The sequence below is a fragment of the Roseomonas sp. FDAARGOS_362 genome, from assembly GCF_002754815.1.
GTDB classification, from domain to species: Bacteria; Pseudomonadota; Alphaproteobacteria; order Acetobacterales; family Acetobacteraceae; genus Roseomonas; species Roseomonas mucosa.
The window spans coordinates 3,504,349-3,523,181 of sequence record NZ_CP024588.1 but is presented as its reverse complement, the minus strand read 5'-3'; the positions used below and the strand labels follow the sequence as shown (position 1 = coordinate 3,523,181).

Genomic DNA, 18,833 nt, shown 5'->3' with positions numbered 1-18,833 from the left:
AATTGGAATCAAAACGTAACGGAACGTCGCGAACCAGGGCGTCATGCTCCCTGGAACGCCTCTGCCAGCGCGTTCCAGAAGGGCTTGCGATTCCCCTCCCAGTCCAGCGGCAGGCCGCGATGCTTCAGCCCGTCCTTGCGCGTCACGCCGGGGTCGGAGACCAACCAGGAATAACGGTCGATCAGCCCCCAGGTCAGGATGGTCTTCACTCCCCCGGCCAGGGCCGCCTCGGCGAATTCCTTCACCCGTGCCGCGACGAGGACGTCCCGGGCGGGATAGCCGTCGGGCACCTTCCAGGATTCCCGCACATCCAGCTCGGTGATCAGGAGCTGGAGCCCCTCCCCCGCCAATTCCTTGCAGAAAGCCGTGAAGGATGGCCCGCTGAAGGGCCGGTCCATCTGCAGATGCGCCTGCATCCCCACCGCATCCAGCGGTGCGCCGGCACGGCGGAGCTGCCGCACCAGGGCCAGCAGCCGCCGCCGCTTCTCCAGGCAGTGCGGCGCTTCCTCCTCCACCCCGTACTCGTTCAGGGTGATCCGCAGCGTCGGGTCTCGCTCCCGCGCCAGCCGCAGCGCCAGCTCGATATAGGACGGCCCCAGCGCCCGCAGCCAGGGCGTGTCGCGCAGGTCTCCCGTGGCCTGCGGCGTGTCGCTGCCCGGAGGGTCGGCGACCACCTCGTTCACCACGTCCCAGTCCCGCATGTTTTCGCGCGTATGGTCCAGCACGGCGGTGAAATGCGCCTCCATCACGCCGCGCGCCCGCTGCGGCCCCTCGCCCAGCGCCTTCATCAGCCAGTCCGGCACGGCATGGTGCCAGATCAGCGCATGGCCGCGCATCGCCTTGCCGTTCTGCCGGGCCCAGGCACTCATGACGTCCAAGGGACCGAAGTCGAACTTCCCTTCCTGGGGCTGCACCGTGCCCCACTTGCCCTCGTATTCCGGCACCAGCAGGGCGCATTCGGTGCGGTAGGCGCGGGCGTAATCCGGATTGTCGCGCAGCATCGCGGACTGCGCGGCGGCGCCATAGCCGAAGCCCCGCGAACGGGCGATCCCGCCCAGGCCGGAGAATGTCTCCTGCGCGTGCCCGGAACGGAGCAGGGCCGGCCCCAGCCCGGCACCGGCCAGGGCCGCGGCGACCAGCCGCCGCCGGTGCAGGCGCCCCGGAAGCGGGCTCAGGCGACGGCTCGCGCGCAATGGGCCGTGGCCGGCAGGCTTCTTGCCGAAGTCCGGCCGGCCCCCGTTTTCGCCGGGCATGCCGTCATGGGCGGCATCATCCGCCCCCGCATCCTCCAGCCGGTCCTCCTGAACATCACATCCGCGCTCCGCTCGATAGGATCATGGGGATGAAGGCCAACCGCCCTCCCAGGCATGACAGGAGAAGCCCAGGAAGTCACCCTCGCCTAGAACAGGGGACCGGATCCACCGTTTCAATCATGAAGCGAGTAACTTCTGCCTTCCACCCGAAATCTGCGATGCACGAAGGAGAGGCATGCCCGGCAGGCCGGCCAATAAACAAAGGGCCGGTCCCCGAAGGAACCGGCCCTTGTCAGGGTTCCGCCCGCCCGCATCGGGGCGGGGGCGTTCAGGCGGCCGTCGCGGCATCCCGCATGGCGCGGGCGGCGAGAACGCGGCCATAGGCCTTCTCGCGCAGCGCCTCGCTCTCCGCCGCGGCGGCGTTCAGCTCCGCCTCGGCCTGCGTCAGGCGGCTCTCCGCATCGGCGCGCGACAGTTCCGCGACCGGCGTGGCCTCGTCGGCCAGGACCGTCACACGGTCCGGCGTGATCTCGGCGAAGCCACCGGCCACGAAGAGGCTTTCCGTGTCCCGCCCGCCTTCGCGCACCTTGATGAGGCCGCCCCGCAGGGCGACGATCATCGGGGCGTGCTTCGGCAGGATACCCATCTCGCCCTCCCAGGCCGGGATGGTGACCATCTCGACCGGGCGGGAGAGCAGGAGCTTTTCCGGGCTCACCAGCTCGAGGTTGAAGGTGTCGGCCATGGGATCAGGCCGCCTGCTTCAGGCCCTCGGCCTTCTTCACGGCTTCCTCGATGGTGCCGACCATGTAGAAGGCGGCCTCCGGCAGGTGGTCGTACTTGCCTTCCACGATGCCGGCGAAGGAACGGATCGTGTCCTCCAGCTTCACGAAGACGCCCGGCGTGCCGGTGAAGACCTCGGCCACGTGGAAGGGCTGGCTCAGGAAGCGCTGGATCTTGCGCGCGCGCGCCACGACCAGCTTGTCCTCCTCCGACAGCTCGTCCATGCCCAGGATGGCGATGATGTCCTGCAGCGACTTGTAGGTCTGCAGCACGCGCTGCACCTCGCGGGCAACACGGTAGTGCTCCTCGCCCACCACGCGCGGGTCGAGGGCGCGGGAGGTGGAGTCCAGCGGGTCCACGGCCGGGAAGATGCCGAGCTCGGCGATCGAGCGGTTCAGCACCGTCGTGGCGTCGAGGTGGGCGAAGGACGTCGCCGGCGCCGGGTCGGTCAGGTCGTCGGCCGGCACGTAGATGGCCTGCACCGAGGTGATCGAGCCCTTCTTGGTCGAGGTGATCCGCTCCTGCAGCTGCCCCATGTCGGTGGCCAGCGTCGGCTGGTAGCCCACCGCGGAGGGGATGCGGCCCAGCAGCGCCGAGACCTCGGCACCCGCCTGGGTGAAGCGGAAGATGTTGTCGATGAAGAAGAGCACGTCCTGGCCCTGCTCATCGCGGAAATACTCCGCCATGGACAGGCCCGACAGCGCCACGCGCGCACGGGCACCCGGCGGCTCGTTCATCTGGCCATAGACCAGCGCCACCTTGGAGCCTTCGGTGTTGCCCTCGTTGAGCTTGATGACGCCCGCGTCGATCATCTCGTGATAGAGGTCGTTGCCCTCGCGGGTGCGCTCGCCCACTCCGGCGAAGACCGACACGCCGCCATGGCCCTTGGCGATGTTGTTGATCAGCTCCTGGATGGTGACCGTCTTGCCCACGCCGGCACCGCCGAACAGGCCGATCTTGCCGCCCTTGGAATAGGGCGCCAGCAGGTCGATCACCTTGATGCCCGTCACCAGGATCTCGGCCGCCGTCGCCTGGTCGGCGAAGGCCGGGGCCTCGCGGTGGATCGGATAGGACTTCTGGTGCGGCACCGGGCCCCGCTCGTCGATCGGCTCGCCGATCACGTTCAGGATGCGGCCCAGCGTACCCTCGCCGACCGGCACCACGATGCCCTTGCCCGTGTCCACCACCTCGGTGCCGCGGACGAGGCCGTCCGTGGTGTCCATGGCGATGCAGCGCACCGTGCGCTCGCCCAGCTCCTGGGCGACTTCCAGCACCAGGGTGCGGTCGCCGACCTTGGTGGTCAGCGCGTTCAGGATATAGGGCAGCTCCGAGGGGAACTGCACGTCCACCACGGCGCCCAGCACCTGGGTGACCTTACCGACGTTGTTCTTCATGTCCTGCTTTCCCCAAGGCTTTTCAGCTGATGCGATTCACGCTTCGCGACCGCATCAGACGGCCGAGGCGCCGGAGATGATCTCGATCAGCTCCGTGGTGATGTTGGCCTGACGCGTGCGGTTGTAGCTCAGCGTCAGCTTGTTGATCATGTCGCCCGCGTTGCGGGTGGCGTTGTCCATCGCGTTCATCTGCGCGCCATAGAAGCCGGCGGCGGATTCCAGCAGCGCGCGGTAGACCTGGATGGACAGGTTCTTGGGCAGGAGCTGCTCCAGCAGCGCCTCCTCGCCCGGCTCGAACTCGTAGAGCGCGCCGTCGCTGCTGGCCGCCGGCGCGGCCTCGTCGCCCGAAGGCGCCGGGACCTTGGCCGGGATCAGCTGCTGCTCGGCCGGGATCTGCGAGATCACCGAATGGAAGCGGTTGTAGATCAGCGAGCATACGTCGAACTCGCCCGCCTCCAGCATCGCCGTCACCTTCGCCGCCACCGCGTCGGCCTGCTCGAAGCTCAGGCGCTTGACCTGGGCGTAGGAGACCTCCTCGACGAAGCGGCTGCCGAAGTCGCGGCGCAGATAGGTGGCGCCCTTGCGGCCGACCGTGATCACCTTCACGGTCTTGCCCTTGGCCTCCAGCTCCCGGATGCGGTTGCGCGCGAAGCGCCCCGCATTGGTGTTGAAGGCACCGGCCAGGCCGCGCTCGCCCGTCACCACGATCAGCAGGTGCACCTGGTCGCGCCCGCTGCCCACCAGCATCCTCGGCGCATCGGGGCTGCCCGCCACCGCGCCGCCGAGGGAGGCCAGCATGCGCTCCATCCGCTCGGCATAGGGGCGCGCCGCCTCGGCCTGCTGCTGCGCGCGGCGCAGCTTGGCCGCGGCGACCATCTTCATGGCCTGCGTGATCTTACGGGTCGACTTCACCGACGCGATGCGCGCCCGCAGGGCCTTGAGATTCGCCATCGGCCTTGCTTCCTCCTCTTAAACGCGCGTCAGGAGAAGGACTTGGCGAAGCCGTCGAGGAAGGCGGTCAGCTTGTTCTCGGTCTCCTTGGAGATCGCGCCCTCCGTGCGGATGGCCTCCAGGATGCCGGGCTGCGCCGCCCTCAGCTCGGACAGCATCCGCGCCTCGAAGGTGGTGACCTTGTTCACCTCGATCCGGTCCAGGTAGCCGCGCGTGCCGGCGAAGATCGACACCACCTGCTCCTCCACCGGCATCGGCGAGAACTGCGGCTGCTTCAGCAGCTCGGTCAGGCGCGCGCCACGGGCCAGCAGGGCCTGGGTGGAGGCGTCGAGGTCCGAGGCGAACTGCGAGAAGGCCGCCATCTCGCGATACTGGGCGAGGTCGAGCTTGATCTTGCCCGCCACCTGCTTCATCGCCTTGATCTGCGCCGCCGAGCCCACGCGCGACACCGACAGGCCGACGTTCACGGCCGGGCGGATGCCCTTGTAGAACAGCTCGGTCTCCAGGAAGATCTGGCCGTCGGTGATCGAGATCACGTTGGTCGGGATATAGGCCGACACGTCGCCCGCCTGCGTCTCGATGACCGGCAACGCGGTCAGGGAGCCGGCGCCGAAGTCGTCGTTCATCTTCGCCGCGCGCTCCAGCAGGCGCGAGTGCAGGTAGAACACGTCGCCCGGATAGGCCTCGCGCCCCGGCGGGCGGCGCAGCAGCAGCGACATCTGGCGATAGGCCACGGCCTGCTTGGACAGATCATCGTAGATGATCAGCGCGTGCATGCCGTTGTCGCGGAAATACTCGCCCATGGCACAGGCGGAGTAGGGCGCCAGGAACTGCAGCGGCGCCGGGTCGGAGGCGGTGGCGGCGACCACGATGGAATACTCCATCGCGCCCTGCTCCTCCAGCGTGCGGACCAGCTGCGCCACGGTGGAGCGCTTCTGTCCGATCGCGACGTAGATGCAGTAGAGCTTCTTGCTCTCGTCGGTGCTCTGGTTGACCGGCTTCTGGTTCAGGATGGTGTCGATCAGCACGGCGGACTTGCCGGTCTGGCGGTCGCCGATCAGCAGCTCGCGCTGGCCGCGGCCGATCGGGATCAGGGCGTCGATGGCCTTGATGCCCGTCTGCATCGGCTCGTGCACCGACTTGCGCGGGATGATGCCCGGCGCCTTCACCTCGGCCAGGCGGCGCTCGGTGAACATGATCGGGCCCTTGCCGTCGATCGGGTTGCCCAGGCCGTCCACCACGCGGCCCAGCAGGCCTTTGCCCACCGGCACGTCCACGATGGTGCCGGTGCGGGAAACGGTGTCGCCCTCGCGGATGGCGCTGTCATCGCCCAGCACCACGATGCCGACATTGTCGGATTCGAGGTTCAGGGCCATGCCCTTCACGCCGGCGCCGGGGAAGTCCACCAGCTCGCCGGCCATGATGTTCTGCAGGCCATAGACCCGGGCGATGCCGTCGCCGATGGTCAGCACGGTGCCGACCTCGGAAACGTTCGCCTCGGAATCGAAGCCGGCGATCTGCTTCTTGAGGATCTCGGAGATCTCGGCGGGACGGATGTCCATGTTCAGGCGGCCCCCTTCATGGCGTAGCTCAGGCGCTGGAGCCTGGACTTGATGGATGTGTCGTAGAGGCGGGAGCCGATCTTGAGGATCATCCCCCCGAGGATGGACGGGTCGAGACGCTCGACCAGTCGGACGTTGGAATAGCCCGCCTCGGTCAGGCGGGCTGCGATCTGGTTCCGCTGGGTGTCGTTCAGCGGATGGGCGGTCGTGACCTCGGCCGTCTGCTGGCCCCGGCTCTCGGCGAGCAGCAGGGCGAAGGAGGCGGCCACTTCCGGCAGGGCGGCGAGGCGGCGGTTGTTCACCAGCACGCCGACGAGGTTGCGCACATCCCCGGAGATGCCGGCGCGCTCCAGCACCGCGAAGGCGCCCTTCTGCTGCTGCGCGGCATCCAGCCGGGGGTCCGAGACGAAGGCGCGGAACGGCGCGTCGTCGCGCCACAGCGCCTGGAGGGTTTCCATATCCGCCGCGACCTGGTCCACCGAGCGGTGCTCCCGGGCGAGGTCGAGGAGCGCCTGCGCGTAGCGTTGCGCGAGTCCGGTAGCGCGGGGCGCGTCGGGCGAGACGGTGGTCGCGTCAGAGGCCACGTGAGTTCCCGTATCGTGAGTTGAGCCCCGGCCGAGGAGCCGGGCGCGCGCTGAGGGAAACCCTCTCGCAGCGCGGGCGCCTTAACATATGGCAAGCCATTGCGGCAACTGGCCGAGGGCGCTTCCAGCGGGTTCCGGCCCAGCTTTGCGACAGCCTGATGTCGCTGCGGCGTCTTTCGGGCCAGGGAAAACCGCCCGTCCGGCCTTCCGGGCCCGTCCCGGCGGGGCGCGGCGGGCGGAATCGCGAATCCGGCAGCGCAACTTTCACGCGTGTAACTTCTCGCCCACTGCGGCGATTGATTCGCATGGCCCCCTATCCCGAGGAGCATGCGTCATGAGCGGAACCGAGAAGGACCCGGCTGGGCGGAAACCGGCACCGGAACAGGAGAACGAGCTGGACGAGACCATCGAGGAGAGCTTTCCGGCCTCCGACCCGGCCTCCAACACCGGCGTGACCGGCCCGGTGGTGGACCCGATCGAGGATCTTCCCCCCGAGGAGCGCAACAAGGACACCCCGCACGAGACCATCCGGGACTGGCGGGGCACCTTTCCCATCGAGGTCTGACCCCCGCCCGGCCGGGAAGCCACGGGGGAACCGGCATCCCCTCCCGGCCTCCTATTCCTTTGGTGCAAGCGAGGCGGCGCTGCCGCCCAGCGCCACCTCGGGAATGCCCGATCCGGCCCGGCCCCAGGGTGCCGCAGGGCCCGTCAGCCCCGGGGGGGCGGCCAGGGCATCGTGGCCGGCCGGCGCCTCGCCGCGCTGCCGCCCCGGCAGGAAGCCCCCCTCGCGCAGCGAGGTCTCGATCTCCTCCAGCGTCCGCCCCCGGGTTTCCGGCACCCGCTTCAGCACGAAGACGAAGGAGGTCAGGTTCAGCGCCGCATAGGTCCACATCATCCCGTGCACCCCGGCATAATGCACCAGGGACAGCGCCGTGGCGGTGACCAGGAGGTTGGAGCCCCAGAGCGTGGCCGCATGGGCACTGCTCGCCTTGCCCCGGACGGAAAGCGGAAACATCTCCGATCCCAGCAGCCAGCCCACCACCTGGATGCCGCCGGCATTGAACAGCATGAAGAGCAGCAGGCAGCCCACCACCAGCCAGGCATGTTCATCCGTTGCCATGCCCGCCTTGAACAGCCCGCCGAGCACCAGCAGCGTCACCACGGTGCCGGGGATCATCACCAGCATCAGCCCGCGCCGGCCCACCCGGTCCACGATGGAGCGGCCGATGAAGGTCATGACCACGTACATCACCGCCAGGCTCAGGCTGGACCATAGCGCCACGGACTGCGAGAAGCCCGCCCCGGCCAGGATGGTCGGCGTATAGTAGATCATCATCTCCAGCCCCGAGAGCTGGGTGAAGGCCGCCACGCCCAGCGCCGCCACCAGCGCCGGCCGCAGCCAGGGCTGCGCCAGGGCGCCCCAGCCCCGCTCCGCCGCGTCACGCTCGCGCCGGGCGACCCGGTGGATCTCGCGCAGTTCGGCCCGCGCCTGCCGCTCGTCACCCCGCACGGAGGACAGGACTTCCCGTGCCTCCCGCGGCCGGTCGGCCCCGACCAGCCAGCGCGGGCTTTCCGGCAGGCGCAGCATGGCCAGCAACAGCAGCGCCGCCGGCAGGATCGCCACCGCGATCATCATCCGCCATGACCAGAGCCCATGCAGCGCCACGCCCACGACATTGGCCAGCAGGATGCCGATGCCGATGGCGAGGTTGAAGGTGATCACCAGCCGCCCGCGCCGCGCCGCCGGCGCCAGTTCCGCGATATAGACGGGCACTACCTGCGAGGAACCGCCCACCGCGAGGCCCAGGAACACCCGCGACAGCGACAGCTCCAGCGGCGATCGGGCGAGCGACGAGGCCAGCGCCCCCAGGCAGAAGACCGTGGCCACCACCATCACGGTGCGCCGCCGCCCGATCCGTTCCGACAGCCAGCCGGTGCCGAGGGCACCCAGCACGGCCCCCACCAGGATGGAGGCGGTCACCACCTCCTGCATCCGGTGGCCCAGCCCGAACTCCTGCGTGATCTGCAGCAGGGCGCCGGAGATGATCCCGGTGTCGTAGCCATAGAGGAAGCCCGCCACCGCCATCACCGCGGTGATGGCCAGCAGGAAGGCGTTGCCTGAGGAAGCTGCCCCCACGGTCGGTGTCTCCACCATGGGGGCGGCGCGCGTATCGGCCATTGGATCGCTCCGCTGGTTCGCGAAAGTCGGGCGCGCGCCGGGCGCGCACCGGAACCTCCTGGGGTGTGGGGACCCCCACGCCGAGCCGGGGGCCATGCTCTGGTCCACCCGGCACGGCCCGGCGGATCGGTGAAGACGCGCATCGGAACGGGCAGGGCCCGCCAAGGCCCCACCGGGAAAACCGGCAACCCTCTTCTTCAGGAAGACCAAGCCGGCGGGCCGGGGCCGGCAGAACCGCCCCGCAGCCCAGGCACCGATGCCCGCGTGAGGGGACACATATCGCAACGCAGCGCGCCGCTTCAACCGCCATTGTGCCGCAAAGCCAGGAAAGCCGCGGCGCAAACCTCTATCATATCAATATGATGGATGGATCTGGCAGGCCCGGGGAGGCGGAGCCTCTGCCCGGGGCCAGCCATGAAGAACCGCCGCTAGAGAAAGCTCACCGGGTCCACATCCACCTGGATCCGCACCGAGGCCGGCACATCGACCCGCCCCAGCCAGTCCCACAGCAGCGGCTGCACCGCCACGTCGCGCCGGGCCTTCAGCAGCAGCCGCCGACGGTGCCGCCCGCGCAGCAGGGCGAGCGGCGCCGGGGCCGGGCCCAGCACCTGCACCCCCTCGCCGCCCGGGGCGGAAAGCCCCAGGTCGCGCGCCACCCGGTCCGCCGCCCGCTCGTCCTCCGAGCTCACGATCAGCGCCGCCAAGCGGCCGAAGGGCGGCCAGCCGCCCGGGCGGCGGGCGGCGGCCTCCTCGGCCATGAAGCTGTCCAGGTCGCCCGAGACGAGGGCCATCATCACCGGATGGTCCGGCACCCAGGATTGCAGCATCACCCGCCCCGGGCTTTCCGCGCGCCCCGCGCGCCCGGAGACCTGATGGAGAAGCTGCACCGTCCGCTCCGCGGCCCGCAGGTCTCCGCCGGCCAGCCCCAGATCCGCATCTACCACCCCCACCAGCGTCAGGTGCGGGAAATGCCAGCCCTTGGCCACGATCTGCGTGCCGATCACGAGGTCCACCTCGCGCTCGGCGATCTGCCGCGCCGCCTCGGCAGCTGCCGCCGGGCCGGGAATGGTATCCGAGGCCATGACCAGCCGCCGCGCCTCGGGAAAGAGTAGCGCCGCCTCCTCCTGCACCCGCTCCACCCCCGGCCCGATCGCGGTCAGGCTGCCCTCCGCCCCGCATTCCGGACAGAACTGGGGCGTCGGCTCCGTGTGGCCGCAATGGTGGCATTGCAGCCGCCGCTGCGCCCGGTGCTCCACCAGCCAGGCGGTGCAGTTGGGGCAGCGCATCCGGTGGCCGCAGGTGCGGCAGAGCGTCAACGGGGCATAGCCGCGCCGATTCAGGAAGAGCATCGCCTGCTCGCCCCGCGCCAGGGTCTCGTTCACCGCCTGCACCAGCGGCGGCGCGATGAAGCGCCCCCGCTCCGGCGGCGTCTTGCGCAGGTCCAGCACCGTCACCTCGGGCAGCCCCGCCGCTCCGTGCCGCCGCGGCAGGTTCAGGGCGGTATAGCGCCCGGTCTCCGCATTGGTCAGCGTTTCCAGCGAGGGCGTGGCCGAGACCAGCACGCATCCCGCCTGGGCGAAGCGCGCCCGCACCACCGCCATGTCGCGGGCGTGGTAGATCACGCCCTCCTCCTGCTTGAAGGCGGTCTCGTGCTCCTCGTCCACGATGATCAGGCCCAGGTCGGGAAAGGGCAGGAACAGCGCCGAGCGCGCGCCCACCAGCACCTTGGCCTCCCCTTCCGCCACCGCGCGCCAGGTATTGCGCCGCCGCCGCCCGCCCAGTTCCGAATGCCACATCGCCGGCTCGCAGCCGAAGCGGCCCTCGAAGCGCTCCAGCCACTGGGTGGACAAGGCGATCTCCGGCAGCAGCACCAGCGCCTGCCGCCCCTGCCGCAGCGTCTCCGCCACCGCGTCCAGATAGACCTCGGTCTTGCCCGAGCCGGTGACCCCGGCCAGCAGCGTCACGCCGAACTTCCGCGAATCCACCAGCTCGCGCAGCGACGCCGCCGCCTGCTCCTGCTCCGGCATCAGCGACGGGCCGGGATGCGCCGGGTCGGGCGTGGGAAAGGCCACGGGGCGCGGCATCAGCGCCGGCTCCACCAGCCCGTGATCCGCCAGCCCCCGCAGCACCGAGGCCGAGGTCCCGGCCTCGTCCGCGATCTCCGCGCCCGAGCGGATCTCGCCCGGCAGCAGCACGTCCAGGATCCGCCGCCGCCCCTCGGTCAGCCGGTAGCCCGGCGCCCCGTTCCGCGCCGCCTCGCCCGCGGCCGAAAGCCGCCACCCCGCCTGCTGCCCCGGCGGGTCGAGCGCCGAGGGCACGCTCATCGCCATGCGCAGCACCGCGCCGGGCGGCGCCATCGTATAGGCCGCCACCCAGTCCACGAATCGCCGCAGGCTGCCGGTCATCGGCGGCACGATCAGCGTGCCGAGCAGGTTCTTCAGCTTGCCTTCGGACAGCGTCGGGTCCGGCGCTCCGTCCCAGACCACGCCGCGCAGCTCGCGCCCGCCGAAGGGCACCTCCACGAAAGTGCCGGGCGGGGGTACGGCCATGCCTTCCGGCACCCCATAGTCATAGGCGCCGTCCAGCGGCAGCGGCAGCAGCACCTTCACGCGCGGACGCACGGGGCCGACCGGTTTCACAGCTCCAGGCTTTCTGCGGGGGGCCACCATGGGCTATGCCTGCGCAACCAGAACGGGATCGTGACCCATGAAATTCTTCGTCGACACCGCGGATGTCTCCGAAATCCGCTCCCTGGCCGAAACCGGCCTGCTCGACGGCGTCACCACCAACCCTTCCCTGATCGCCAAGGCCAACCGGCCGATGCGGGACATCATCGCGGAAATCTGCGACATCACCCCGGGCCCTGTTTCCGCCGAGGTCACGGCGCTGGACTATGACGGCATGATGCGGGAGGGCGAGCATCTCCGGAAGATCGCGTCCAACGTCGTGGTCAAGCTGCCGCTCACGGAAGCCGGGCTGCGGGCCTGCAAACATATGGTGAACGACGGCACCATGGTCAACGTGACCCTGTGCTTCTCCGCCGTGCAGGCCCTGCTCGCGGCGAAGGCGGGCGCCACCTTCGTCAGCCCCTTCATCGGCCGCCTCGACGACACCGGCCAGGACGGGATGCAGCTGATCGCCGACATCATGCAGATCTACAAGGCCTACCCGCACCTCAAGACCGAGGTCCTGGCCGCCTCCGTCCGCCACCCGGTCCACCTGCTCCAGTGCGCCAAGCTCGGCGCCCATGTCGCCACCCTGCCGCCCAACGTCATCCGCGCCCTGGTCAAGCACCCGCTGACCGACAAGGGCCTGGAAGGCTTCATGGCCGACTGGAAGAAGACCGGCCAGAGCATCCTCTGAGCCGTATTCCCGGGGACCCCGGGGGCAAGGCCCTGCCCTTCCCCCGGCCCCCTGTCCCATGGGACAACCCGGGGCACCGGCCCCGATGGCCCGGCACCCGCCGCCAGCATCCCGGGATCCGGAGGATGACCGGAACCGGGACAACGGCGCGGACACGCCGCTCAGCCGGGCAGCACCGCACCGCGGCCCGCGAAGCCACGGCCTCCGCTCTCCCTCAGATGACCCGCCGCAGCCTGAGCAGCAGCAGCGTCACCGCCACCGAGCCGAGCATCAGCCCCGCGGCCCAGAGCGTGCCGTGTTCCGGCTCGGCCCAGGCCATGCCGCCGGTGTTCATCCCGAAGAATCCCGCCACCAGGCTCGGCGGCAGCAGCACGGCCGTGATCACCGACAGGGTGTTGACGTTGCGGTTGGTCTCCGCCGCCTGCCTTGCGGAAAGCTCGTCCTGCAAGGCCCGCCCGTGTTCCTGCAGCGCCCGCAGGTCGTCCAGCGCCGAGAGGATGCGCCGCCGCGCCGTCTCGTGGCTCTGCTCCACCGCCCAGTCGGGAAGCTCCTCCTCCTCCTCCCGCAACAGGCGCACCACCGGCACGACGACGCGCGTCAGCCGGGTCGCGTCGCGCCGCACCACCCCCAGCCGGCGCCCGCTCTCGTCCGGCCCCCGCTTCGGCTCGTCGGACAGGAGGTCGTCCTCGATCCGCCGAGCCTCGTCATCCAGCGCCGCGGCGCGCTGCGCCACCCCGGTCCCGAAATGCGCCAGCACCAGGTCCACCAGCGCCGCCGGGCTCTCCGGCGCATGTCCTTCGCGGGCCGCCTGCCAGGCATGGTACAGCCCGTCCACCGAGCTCCGCCGCCCGGTGACGATCCGGTCCTCCCGCATGGCGAAGCGCCAGTATGCCGCCTCCCGCGATTCCAGCCCGGCCTGGTGCGGAAAATCCGGCAGGATGCCCATCACCAGCCCGTCCTGCGACTGCAGGCGCGGCGTCTCGTCCTTGTCGCGCATCAGGGCGAGGACATCCTCCCCCCATCCCTCCGCCTGGATCGCCGGAAAGGCCGCGGGCGTCACCAGGTCGTAGTGGGTCCAGCGCCAGCCGGGCATGTCCAGCACCCAGACACGGCCATGACTGCGGTCGCCCCCTTCCTGAAGCGGCGGGATCATGCGGGCCGGCGGCGCATGGCGGCGCGGCTCGGGGAATCCAGGGATGTCATGCCGCCCGCACTAAGCCCGGCACCGCCGCGCGGCGAGTGTCCGTTCCATGACACGGACCACCACCCGCCCGCCTCCGCCGGCCCAGGCTGCGCCCCGCGATTCCCGCCATGGCCGTCCCGGCATCCGCCTTGCTAGGCTCACTCCCATGCCGGCCCATATCGCCTTCCACCTGAACGACGAGCCGCGGCACCTGCCGCCGGAGCTCTCGCCCACCACCACCCTGCTCGACTGGCTGCGCGGCCCCGCCGCGCTGACCGGCACCAAGGAAGGCTGCGCCGAAGGCGATTGCGGCGCCTGCACCGTGGTGATCGAGGAAGCCGACGGTGCCCGCAGCGCGGTCAATGCCTGCCTCCTCACCCTGGGCCAGATCCATGGCCGCCGTCTGCGCACCGTGGAGGGGCTGCGCGCCCCCGACGGCGGTGCCCATCCCGTGCAGTCCACCATGGCCGCCTGCAATGGCACGCAATGCGGCTTCTGCACCCCCGGCATCGTCATGTCCGCCTGGGCGCACCAGACCGAGGGCGGCGACCCGCACGAGGCGCTGGCCGGCAATCTCTGCCGCTGCACCGGCTACCGCCCGATCCTGGAAGCCTTCGCCCGCCTCCCCGCCGAACCCGCGGCACCCCCGCCGCCGGCCCCGCTGCCCGCCGCGCCGCTCCTGCAAAGCGGGAGCCAGAGCTTCCACCGCCCCGCCAGCCTCGCGGAGCTGGTCGCCCTCCGCGCCGCCCAGCCCGGCGCCTGGCTGCTCGCCGGCGGCACCGATCTCGGCCTGCGCATCTCCGAGCACCGCGAGGTGCCGGAGGCGGTCATCTGCACCCTCGACGTCCCCGAACTCGCCATCGCCGAGGTCTCGCCCGGGGGCCTGCGCATCGGCGCCAGCCTCTCCTACCGCCGCCTCCTCGCCCTCTGCGCCACGGAGCCCGGCTTCGCCCCCCTCGCCGGCCTGCTGCGCCGCCTCGGTTCCCGCCAGATCCGCGGCATGGGCACGCTGGGCGGCAATCTCGGCACCGCCTCGCCGATCGGCGACGCCCTGCCCCCGCTGCTCGCCCTCAGCGCCACGGTCCGCCTGTCCAGCCCCGAGGGCGAGCGCGAGATGCCGGTGGAGGACTTCCTCACCGGCTACCGCCGCAACGCCCTGAAGCCCACGGGCGAGATCATCCGCAACGTCTTCCTCCCCCGCCCGCCCGAGGGCGCCCTGATGGCCTGCGAGAAACTGTCCCGCCGCCACGACCAGGACATCACCGCCGTCGGCCTCAGCGTCCTGCTCACCCGCGACGGCAACCGCATCGCCACCGCCCGCATCGCCCATGGCGGCCTCGGCCCCAAGGCGGCCCGCGCCACCGGCGCCGAGGCCGCCCTCGCCGGCGCCCCCTTCACCGAAGCCAGCTTCGCCGCCGCCGCCGAGGCCCTGATGGCGGAGATCGCCCCGCTCGACGACCTGCGCGCCAGCGCCGCCTATCGCAGGCGCGCCGCCGGCAACCTGCTCAGGCGCCTCTGGCACCGCTGGTCCGGCCAGGAGGCCGCGTGATGGACACGAACCCGCCCAACCTGACCCGCACCGCCGGCGCCCCCCTGCCGCATGACAGCGCCCTCGCCCACTGCACCGGCCAAGCCCGCTTCGCCGACGACATCCCGGATATCCCCGGCACCCTGCACGCCGCGCTGATCCTCGCCGACACCGCCCATGCGCGCCTCCTCGCCCTCCGCACGGAAGCGGCCCGCGCGCATCCCGGCGTCGTCGCGGTCCTGACGCCCGCCGACATCCCCGGCAGCAACGACATCTCCCCCGCCCACAAGCCGGGCGAACACCTCTTCGCGGAAAGCGAGATCCTCCACTGGGGCCAGCCCCTCGGCATGGTCGTCGCCACCACCCGCGACGCCGCCATCGCCGCCGCCAAGACGGTCACGGCGGAGGTGGAGAAACTGCCCCCCGTCCTCTCCATCGAGGACGCGCTGGAGGCGGGCGACCTCCTCCTCCCCCCCATGGTCATGACCACGGGCGACGTGGACCAGGCCCTCGCCACCGCCCCCCGCACCCTCTCCGGCGAGTTCCGCTGCGGCGGGCAGGAACATTTCTACCTCGAAGGCCAGATCTGCCTCGCCATCCCCGGCGAGGACGGCGACCTCACCCTCCATTCCTCCACCCAGCACCCGACCGAGGTGCAGCACATCGCCGCCCGCATCCTCGGCTGCGACTACAACCGCATCACCGTCCAGACCCGCCGCATGGGCGGCGGCTTCGGCGGCAAGGAAAGCAACGCCTCCTGGGTCGGCGCCGCCGCCGCCCTCGCCGCCCACCGCACCGGCCGCCCGGTCAAGCTCCGCCTTTCCCGCAAGGCCGACATGGCCGCCACCGGCAAGCGCCACCCCTTCCTCTACCGCTGGAAGGCCGGCTTCGACGACACGGGCCGCCTGCTGGCCCTCGACGCCCTCATGGTCGCCGATGGCGGCCACACCCTCGACCTCTCCACCGGCGTCGTCTTCCGCGCCGTCACCCACGCCCTCAACGCCCTCGACGTGCCGCATATCCGCATCGACGGCCGCGTGGTCCGCACCAACACCGTCAGCAACACCGCCTTCCGCGGCTTCGGCGGCCCCCAGGGCGTGCTGCTGACGGAGGATGTCGTGCGCCACCTCGCCCGCGCCCTGGGCTCCACCCCCGAGGCCGTCCGCGCCCGCAACTTCGCCGGCGGCGAGAACAACGACAAAACCCCCTATGGCCAGACCCTGGAGGGCGACCTCATCCGCCGCGTCTGGGCCGAAGCCGAATCCCTCTCCGGCTGGGACGCCCGCCGCGCCGCCATCGGCGCCTTCAATGCCACCCACCCCTACAAGCGCCGCGGCCTCGGCTCCTTCGTCCTCGCCTTCGGCATCTCCTTCGGCGTCCAGAGCATGAACCAGGCCGGCGCCCTCGTGCATGTCTATGCCGACGGCTCCATCCGCCTGAACCACGGCGGCACCGAGATGGGCCAGGGCCTCTTCATCAAGGTCGCCCAGATCGTCGCCGAAACCTTCGGCGTCCCCCTTTCCCGCGTCCGCATCACCGCCACCAGCACGGCGGAGGTCCCCAACACCTCCCCCACCGCCGCCAGCACCGGCACCGACCTCAACGGCTGGGCCGCGCAGATTGCCGCCACCGCCATCCGCGCCCGCATGATCGCCGCCGCCGCCGAGCACTGGTCCGTGGACCCCGCCGACATCACCCTGGCCGATGACGAGGCCCGCGCCGGCAACCACCGCCTCGGCTTCGGCGAGCTCGCCCGCCTCTGCCACGCGAAACGCGTCTCCCTTTCCGCCGCCGGCCACTACAAGACCCCCGGCCTGAGCTGGGACCCCGTCGCCATGCGCGGCGAGCCCTTCTTCTACTTCTCCTATGGCGCCTCGGTCGCGGAGGTGGAGGTGGACACGCTGACCGGCGAGCATCGCTGCACGGGCGCCTGGCTCGTCCAGGATTGCGGCCGCTCCCTCAACCCCGCCGTGGACCTCGGCCAGATCGAGGGCGCCTTCGTCCAGGGCCTGGGCTGGCTCACCTGCGAGGAACTCTGGTGGGACGCGCAGGGCCGCCTCCGCACCCTCGGCCCCTCCACCTACAAGATCCCCGGCTCCCGCGATGTGCCGGAGGTCTTCGAGGTGCGGCTGCTGGCCAATGCCCCCGCCCGGGCGGACACCATCTTCCGCTCCAAGGCCGTGGGGGAGCCGCCGCTGATGCTGGCGACGGCGGTGTGGAACGCGCTAGCCGATGCGGCGGGGGCGGGGCGGCTGGATGCGCCGGTGACGCCGGAGCGGATGTTGGAGGCGTTCGAGGGTGGGGGTGGTTAGGCGTTGCGAATCTTGGCGGCCCCTGGGGGAAAGGCTCTGCCTTTGCCCCCAGACCCCCTATCCGCCAGGAAACTGAGTTTCCTGGACCTTCCGATGGTATGAAGACGGGCGGCTCACACTCTAAAGCCCTTTTAGAGTGCTTTAGAGTACTTTAGAGTGGCTCCATGGCCGATCAGCTAAGTTTCAACCTCTCTCTTCCGCCGGATACTCTAGTCCAACTATGGACGCCGGACGAAATATACGACCGACTCGACCAGCAGAACATAAACAAGTTTGTAGAAGATCGCAGAGTTGAGCGAAAGGGACCTTTGGTAACTCCAAAGGTTCTCGCCGAATATCTTTCCATGTGGTCAAACACCCAACCCCATGGAGGAATAATAATTGTGGGAGTTGAGGACGACGGAAAAATCACTGGCCTTTCCAAAATCTCAAGCTCACAGAAGAACAATCTGGAAAGTCTAAGTGGACTATGCCCTGATGCACGTTGGGCCAGCAAAGAACTAAAAATCTTGAATTCAAATAATCAAGAAGATTTTGTCCTTGTGTACCGAGTGACTCACCGGCCCGACAAGGTAGTAGAAACTAGCGGCGGTGACGCTTTCATTCGAGAAGGCGACAAAAAAATTCGAATTAATGAAGCTTTAAAAAGAGAATTGAGGATATCTAAAGGAGAAATACATTACGAACTCGAGACTGTTTCTTTGAAATATCCTGCTGATTTTGATTTGCCGGAGATCGACGACTTCTGTAAGCAATTTTATATCAACAGGAGATATCAAACCGAAAAAACACGGGAGGAGCTGCTAGAGCTTGCAAAACTGGGAAAGCGGAACAAGGAAGATTTCTTGCCAAATTTAGCCTGCGCTCTACTATTTGCACGCGATCCTCGTGATGTTATTCCGGGGGCCAGAATTCGGGTAATAAGATATGAAGGATCTCACGAAAAATTCGGAGGCGAGCTAAACTCAGTGTTTAGTACGTTCGTTGATGGGAACATCTCAAAAATATTGTTTGAAGCGAAGCCTATTATTGCATCTCAACTCCGATCTTTTCAGCGATTTACTGCAAGTGGGAGAATTGTTGTTCAGCAAGAGTACCCTGAAGAGGCGTGGTTTGAGGCTGTGGTAAATGCTGTAGCTCATCGCTCATACAACCTAAAGACACAAAATATTTTTGTGAAAATCTTTGATGATAAATTTGTTGTGGAAAGCCCAGGCGGGTTTGTGCCCCCGACCACCGCCACAACCGTGTATGATGCACATAATCCACGCAATCCATATCTAATGGAGGCGATGATGCATCTTGAGCTTACTTTCTGTGGGTTTGAGGGAACAAGACGTATGCGTCAAGCCATGCAAAGTGCAAAATTACCAGAGCCTCGATTCCGACAAATCGAAGCACATTCTCATCAAGTCCATGTGACTCTTGAAAATGATATTAATACCCGCCGTTCTATATCTATGTGGGAGATTTTCAAGAATAGACCCGCATCCGACGTTCTATCATTAACAGAAGACGAGAAAGCAATAGTTGAGTTTCTGACTTCGCACCCTGACATTAATATTACAACCGCATCGCTCATAACAGGAAAATCTTGGCCTACTGCCAACAAGACTGTGAGCGGGCTAGTCGAGAAAGGTTTCATTGAACCGTCGTCGAAGGCAAAAAAATTCTCCCCTACAAAAACATACAAATTAAAGGTTCGACCATTGGAATAGACATAGATTTTGTGGGGCATCACGCC

General features: G+C 68.5%; 14 protein-coding genes. 5 read left to right on the top strand and 9 right to left on the bottom strand.

All coding sequences use genetic code 11. The features are described 5' to 3' along the window. Positions 1-41: 41 nt before the first annotated feature. The 6 genes from CTJ15_RS20535 to CTJ15_RS20510 form a co-directional block, all read right to left on the bottom strand. Positions 42-1,193, bottom strand: a complete 1,152-nt coding sequence (locus CTJ15_RS20535) for an endo-1,4-beta-xylanase (protein WP_226946007.1) — start codon at positions 1,191-1,193, stop codon at positions 42-44. A 388-nt stretch (positions 1,194-1,581) separates the two neighbouring features. After that, a complete protein-coding gene (gene atpC / locus CTJ15_RS20530; protein ID WP_019463004.1) occupies positions 1,582-1,995 on the bottom strand; it encodes an ATP synthase F1 subunit epsilon in 414 nt (137 codons plus the stop codon). Between the two features lie 4 nt (positions 1,996-1,999). Then, positions 2,000-3,427, bottom strand: coding sequence for a F0F1 ATP synthase subunit beta (gene atpD / locus CTJ15_RS20525; protein WP_019463003.1), 1,428 nt, complete (start codon positions 3,425-3,427; stop codon positions 2,000-2,002). A 54-nt stretch (positions 3,428-3,481) separates the two neighbouring features. Beyond that, positions 3,482-4,378, bottom strand: a complete 897-nt coding sequence (locus tag CTJ15_RS20520; RefSeq protein WP_019463002.1) for a F0F1 ATP synthase subunit gamma — start codon at positions 4,376-4,378, stop codon at positions 3,482-3,484. A 29-nt stretch (positions 4,379-4,407) separates the two neighbouring features. Then, complete coding sequence (gene atpA / locus CTJ15_RS20515) at positions 4,408-5,940, bottom strand: F0F1 ATP synthase subunit alpha (protein WP_075822096.1); 1,533 nt, start codon at positions 5,938-5,940, stop codon at positions 4,408-4,410. Between the two features lie 2 nt (positions 5,941-5,942). Next, positions 5,943-6,524: a F0F1 ATP synthase subunit delta gene (locus CTJ15_RS20510; protein WP_027297113.1), complete on the bottom strand. Its 582-nt coding sequence runs from the start codon at positions 6,522-6,524 to the stop codon at positions 5,943-5,945. Positions 6,525-6,858: 334 nt separating this feature from the next. Here CTJ15_RS20510 and CTJ15_RS20505 point away from each other — a divergent pair, with 334 nt between their 5' ends. Beyond that, a complete protein-coding gene (locus tag CTJ15_RS20505; RefSeq protein ID WP_019461013.1) occupies positions 6,859-7,089 on the top strand; it encodes a hypothetical protein in 231 nt (76 codons plus the stop codon). 51 nt (positions 7,090-7,140) lie between these two features. Here the strand turns inward: CTJ15_RS20505 and CTJ15_RS20500 are convergent, their stop codons facing one another. Further along, a complete protein-coding gene (locus CTJ15_RS20500) occupies positions 7,141-8,703 on the bottom strand; it encodes a sugar porter family MFS transporter (RefSeq protein ID WP_075822095.1) in 1,563 nt (520 codons plus the stop codon). A gap of 428 nt (positions 8,704-9,131) precedes the next feature. Then, a complete protein-coding gene (locus CTJ15_RS20495; protein WP_051004818.1) occupies positions 9,132-11,372 on the bottom strand; it encodes a primosomal protein N' in 2,241 nt (746 codons plus the stop codon). A gap of 37 nt (positions 11,373-11,409) precedes the next feature. Here CTJ15_RS20495 and fsa point away from each other — a divergent pair, with 37 nt between their 5' ends. Next, positions 11,410-12,066: a fructose-6-phosphate aldolase gene (gene fsa, locus CTJ15_RS20490; protein WP_019461016.1), complete on the top strand. Its 657-nt coding sequence runs from the start codon at positions 11,410-11,412 to the stop codon at positions 12,064-12,066. 214 nt (positions 12,067-12,280) lie between these two features. Here the strand turns inward: fsa and CTJ15_RS20485 are convergent, their stop codons facing one another. Then, positions 12,281-13,219: a CorA family divalent cation transporter gene (locus CTJ15_RS20485; protein WP_099781919.1), complete on the bottom strand. Its 939-nt coding sequence runs from the start codon at positions 13,217-13,219 to the stop codon at positions 12,281-12,283. A gap of 196 nt (positions 13,220-13,415) precedes the next feature. Here CTJ15_RS20485 and CTJ15_RS20480 point away from each other — a divergent pair, with 196 nt between their 5' ends. From CTJ15_RS20480 to CTJ15_RS20470, 3 genes are all read left to right on the top strand, one after another. Continuing rightward, positions 13,416-14,798: an FAD binding domain-containing protein gene (locus tag CTJ15_RS20480; RefSeq protein WP_099781918.1), complete on the top strand. Its 1,383-nt coding sequence runs from the start codon at positions 13,416-13,418 to the stop codon at positions 14,796-14,798. Further along, positions 14,798-17,089: a xanthine dehydrogenase molybdopterin binding subunit gene (gene xdhB, locus CTJ15_RS20475; RefSeq protein WP_099781917.1), complete on the top strand. Its 2,292-nt coding sequence runs from the start codon at positions 14,798-14,800 to the stop codon at positions 17,087-17,089. Before CTJ15_RS20480 ends, xdhB begins: the two co-directional genes overlap by 1 nt. Positions 17,090-17,253: 164 nt before the next feature. Next, positions 17,254-18,807 (top strand): ATP-binding protein, encoded by a 1,554-nt coding sequence (locus CTJ15_RS20470; protein WP_126281925.1) that lies wholly within the window; start codon positions 17,254-17,256, stop codon positions 18,805-18,807. The last annotated feature ends 26 nt before the right edge of the window (positions 18,808-18,833 follow it).

Coding starts and splice junctions, on each gene's coding strand:
- atpC (WP_019463004.1), bottom strand. CDS start 1,995: ATGGCCGACACCTTCAACCTCGAGCTGGTGAGCCCGGAAAAGCTCCTG.
- atpD (WP_019463003.1), bottom strand. CDS start 3,427: ATGAAGAACAACGTCGGTAAGGTCACCCAGGTGCTGGGCGCCGTGGTG.
- CTJ15_RS20520 (WP_019463002.1), bottom strand. CDS start 4,378: ATGGCGAATCTCAAGGCCCTGCGGGCGCGCATCGCGTCGGTGAAGTCG.
- atpA (WP_075822096.1), bottom strand. CDS start 5,940: ATGGACATCCGTCCCGCCGAGATCTCCGAGATCCTCAAGAAGCAGATC.
- CTJ15_RS20505 (WP_019461013.1), top strand. CDS start 6,859: ATGAGCGGAACCGAGAAGGACCCGGCTGGGCGGAAACCGGCACCGGAA.
- CTJ15_RS20500 (WP_075822095.1), bottom strand. CDS start 8,703: ATGGCCGATACGCGCGCCGCCCCCATGGTGGAGACACCGACCGTGGGG.
- CTJ15_RS20495 (WP_051004818.1), bottom strand. CDS start 11,372: ATGGTGGCCCCCCGCAGAAAGCCTGGAGCTGTGAAACCGGTCGGCCCC.
- fsa (WP_019461016.1), top strand. CDS start 11,410: ATGAAATTCTTCGTCGACACCGCGGATGTCTCCGAAATCCGCTCCCTG.
- CTJ15_RS20485 (WP_099781919.1), bottom strand. CDS start 13,219: ATGATCCCGCCGCTTCAGGAAGGGGGCGACCGCAGTCATGGCCGTGTC.
- CTJ15_RS20480 (WP_099781918.1), top strand. CDS start 13,416: ATGCCGGCCCATATCGCCTTCCACCTGAACGACGAGCCGCGGCACCTG.
- xdhB (WP_099781917.1), top strand. CDS start 14,798: ATGGACACGAACCCGCCCAACCTGACCCGCACCGCCGGCGCCCCCCTG.
- CTJ15_RS20470 (WP_126281925.1), top strand. CDS start 17,254: ATGGCCGATCAGCTAAGTTTCAACCTCTCTCTTCCGCCGGATACTCTA.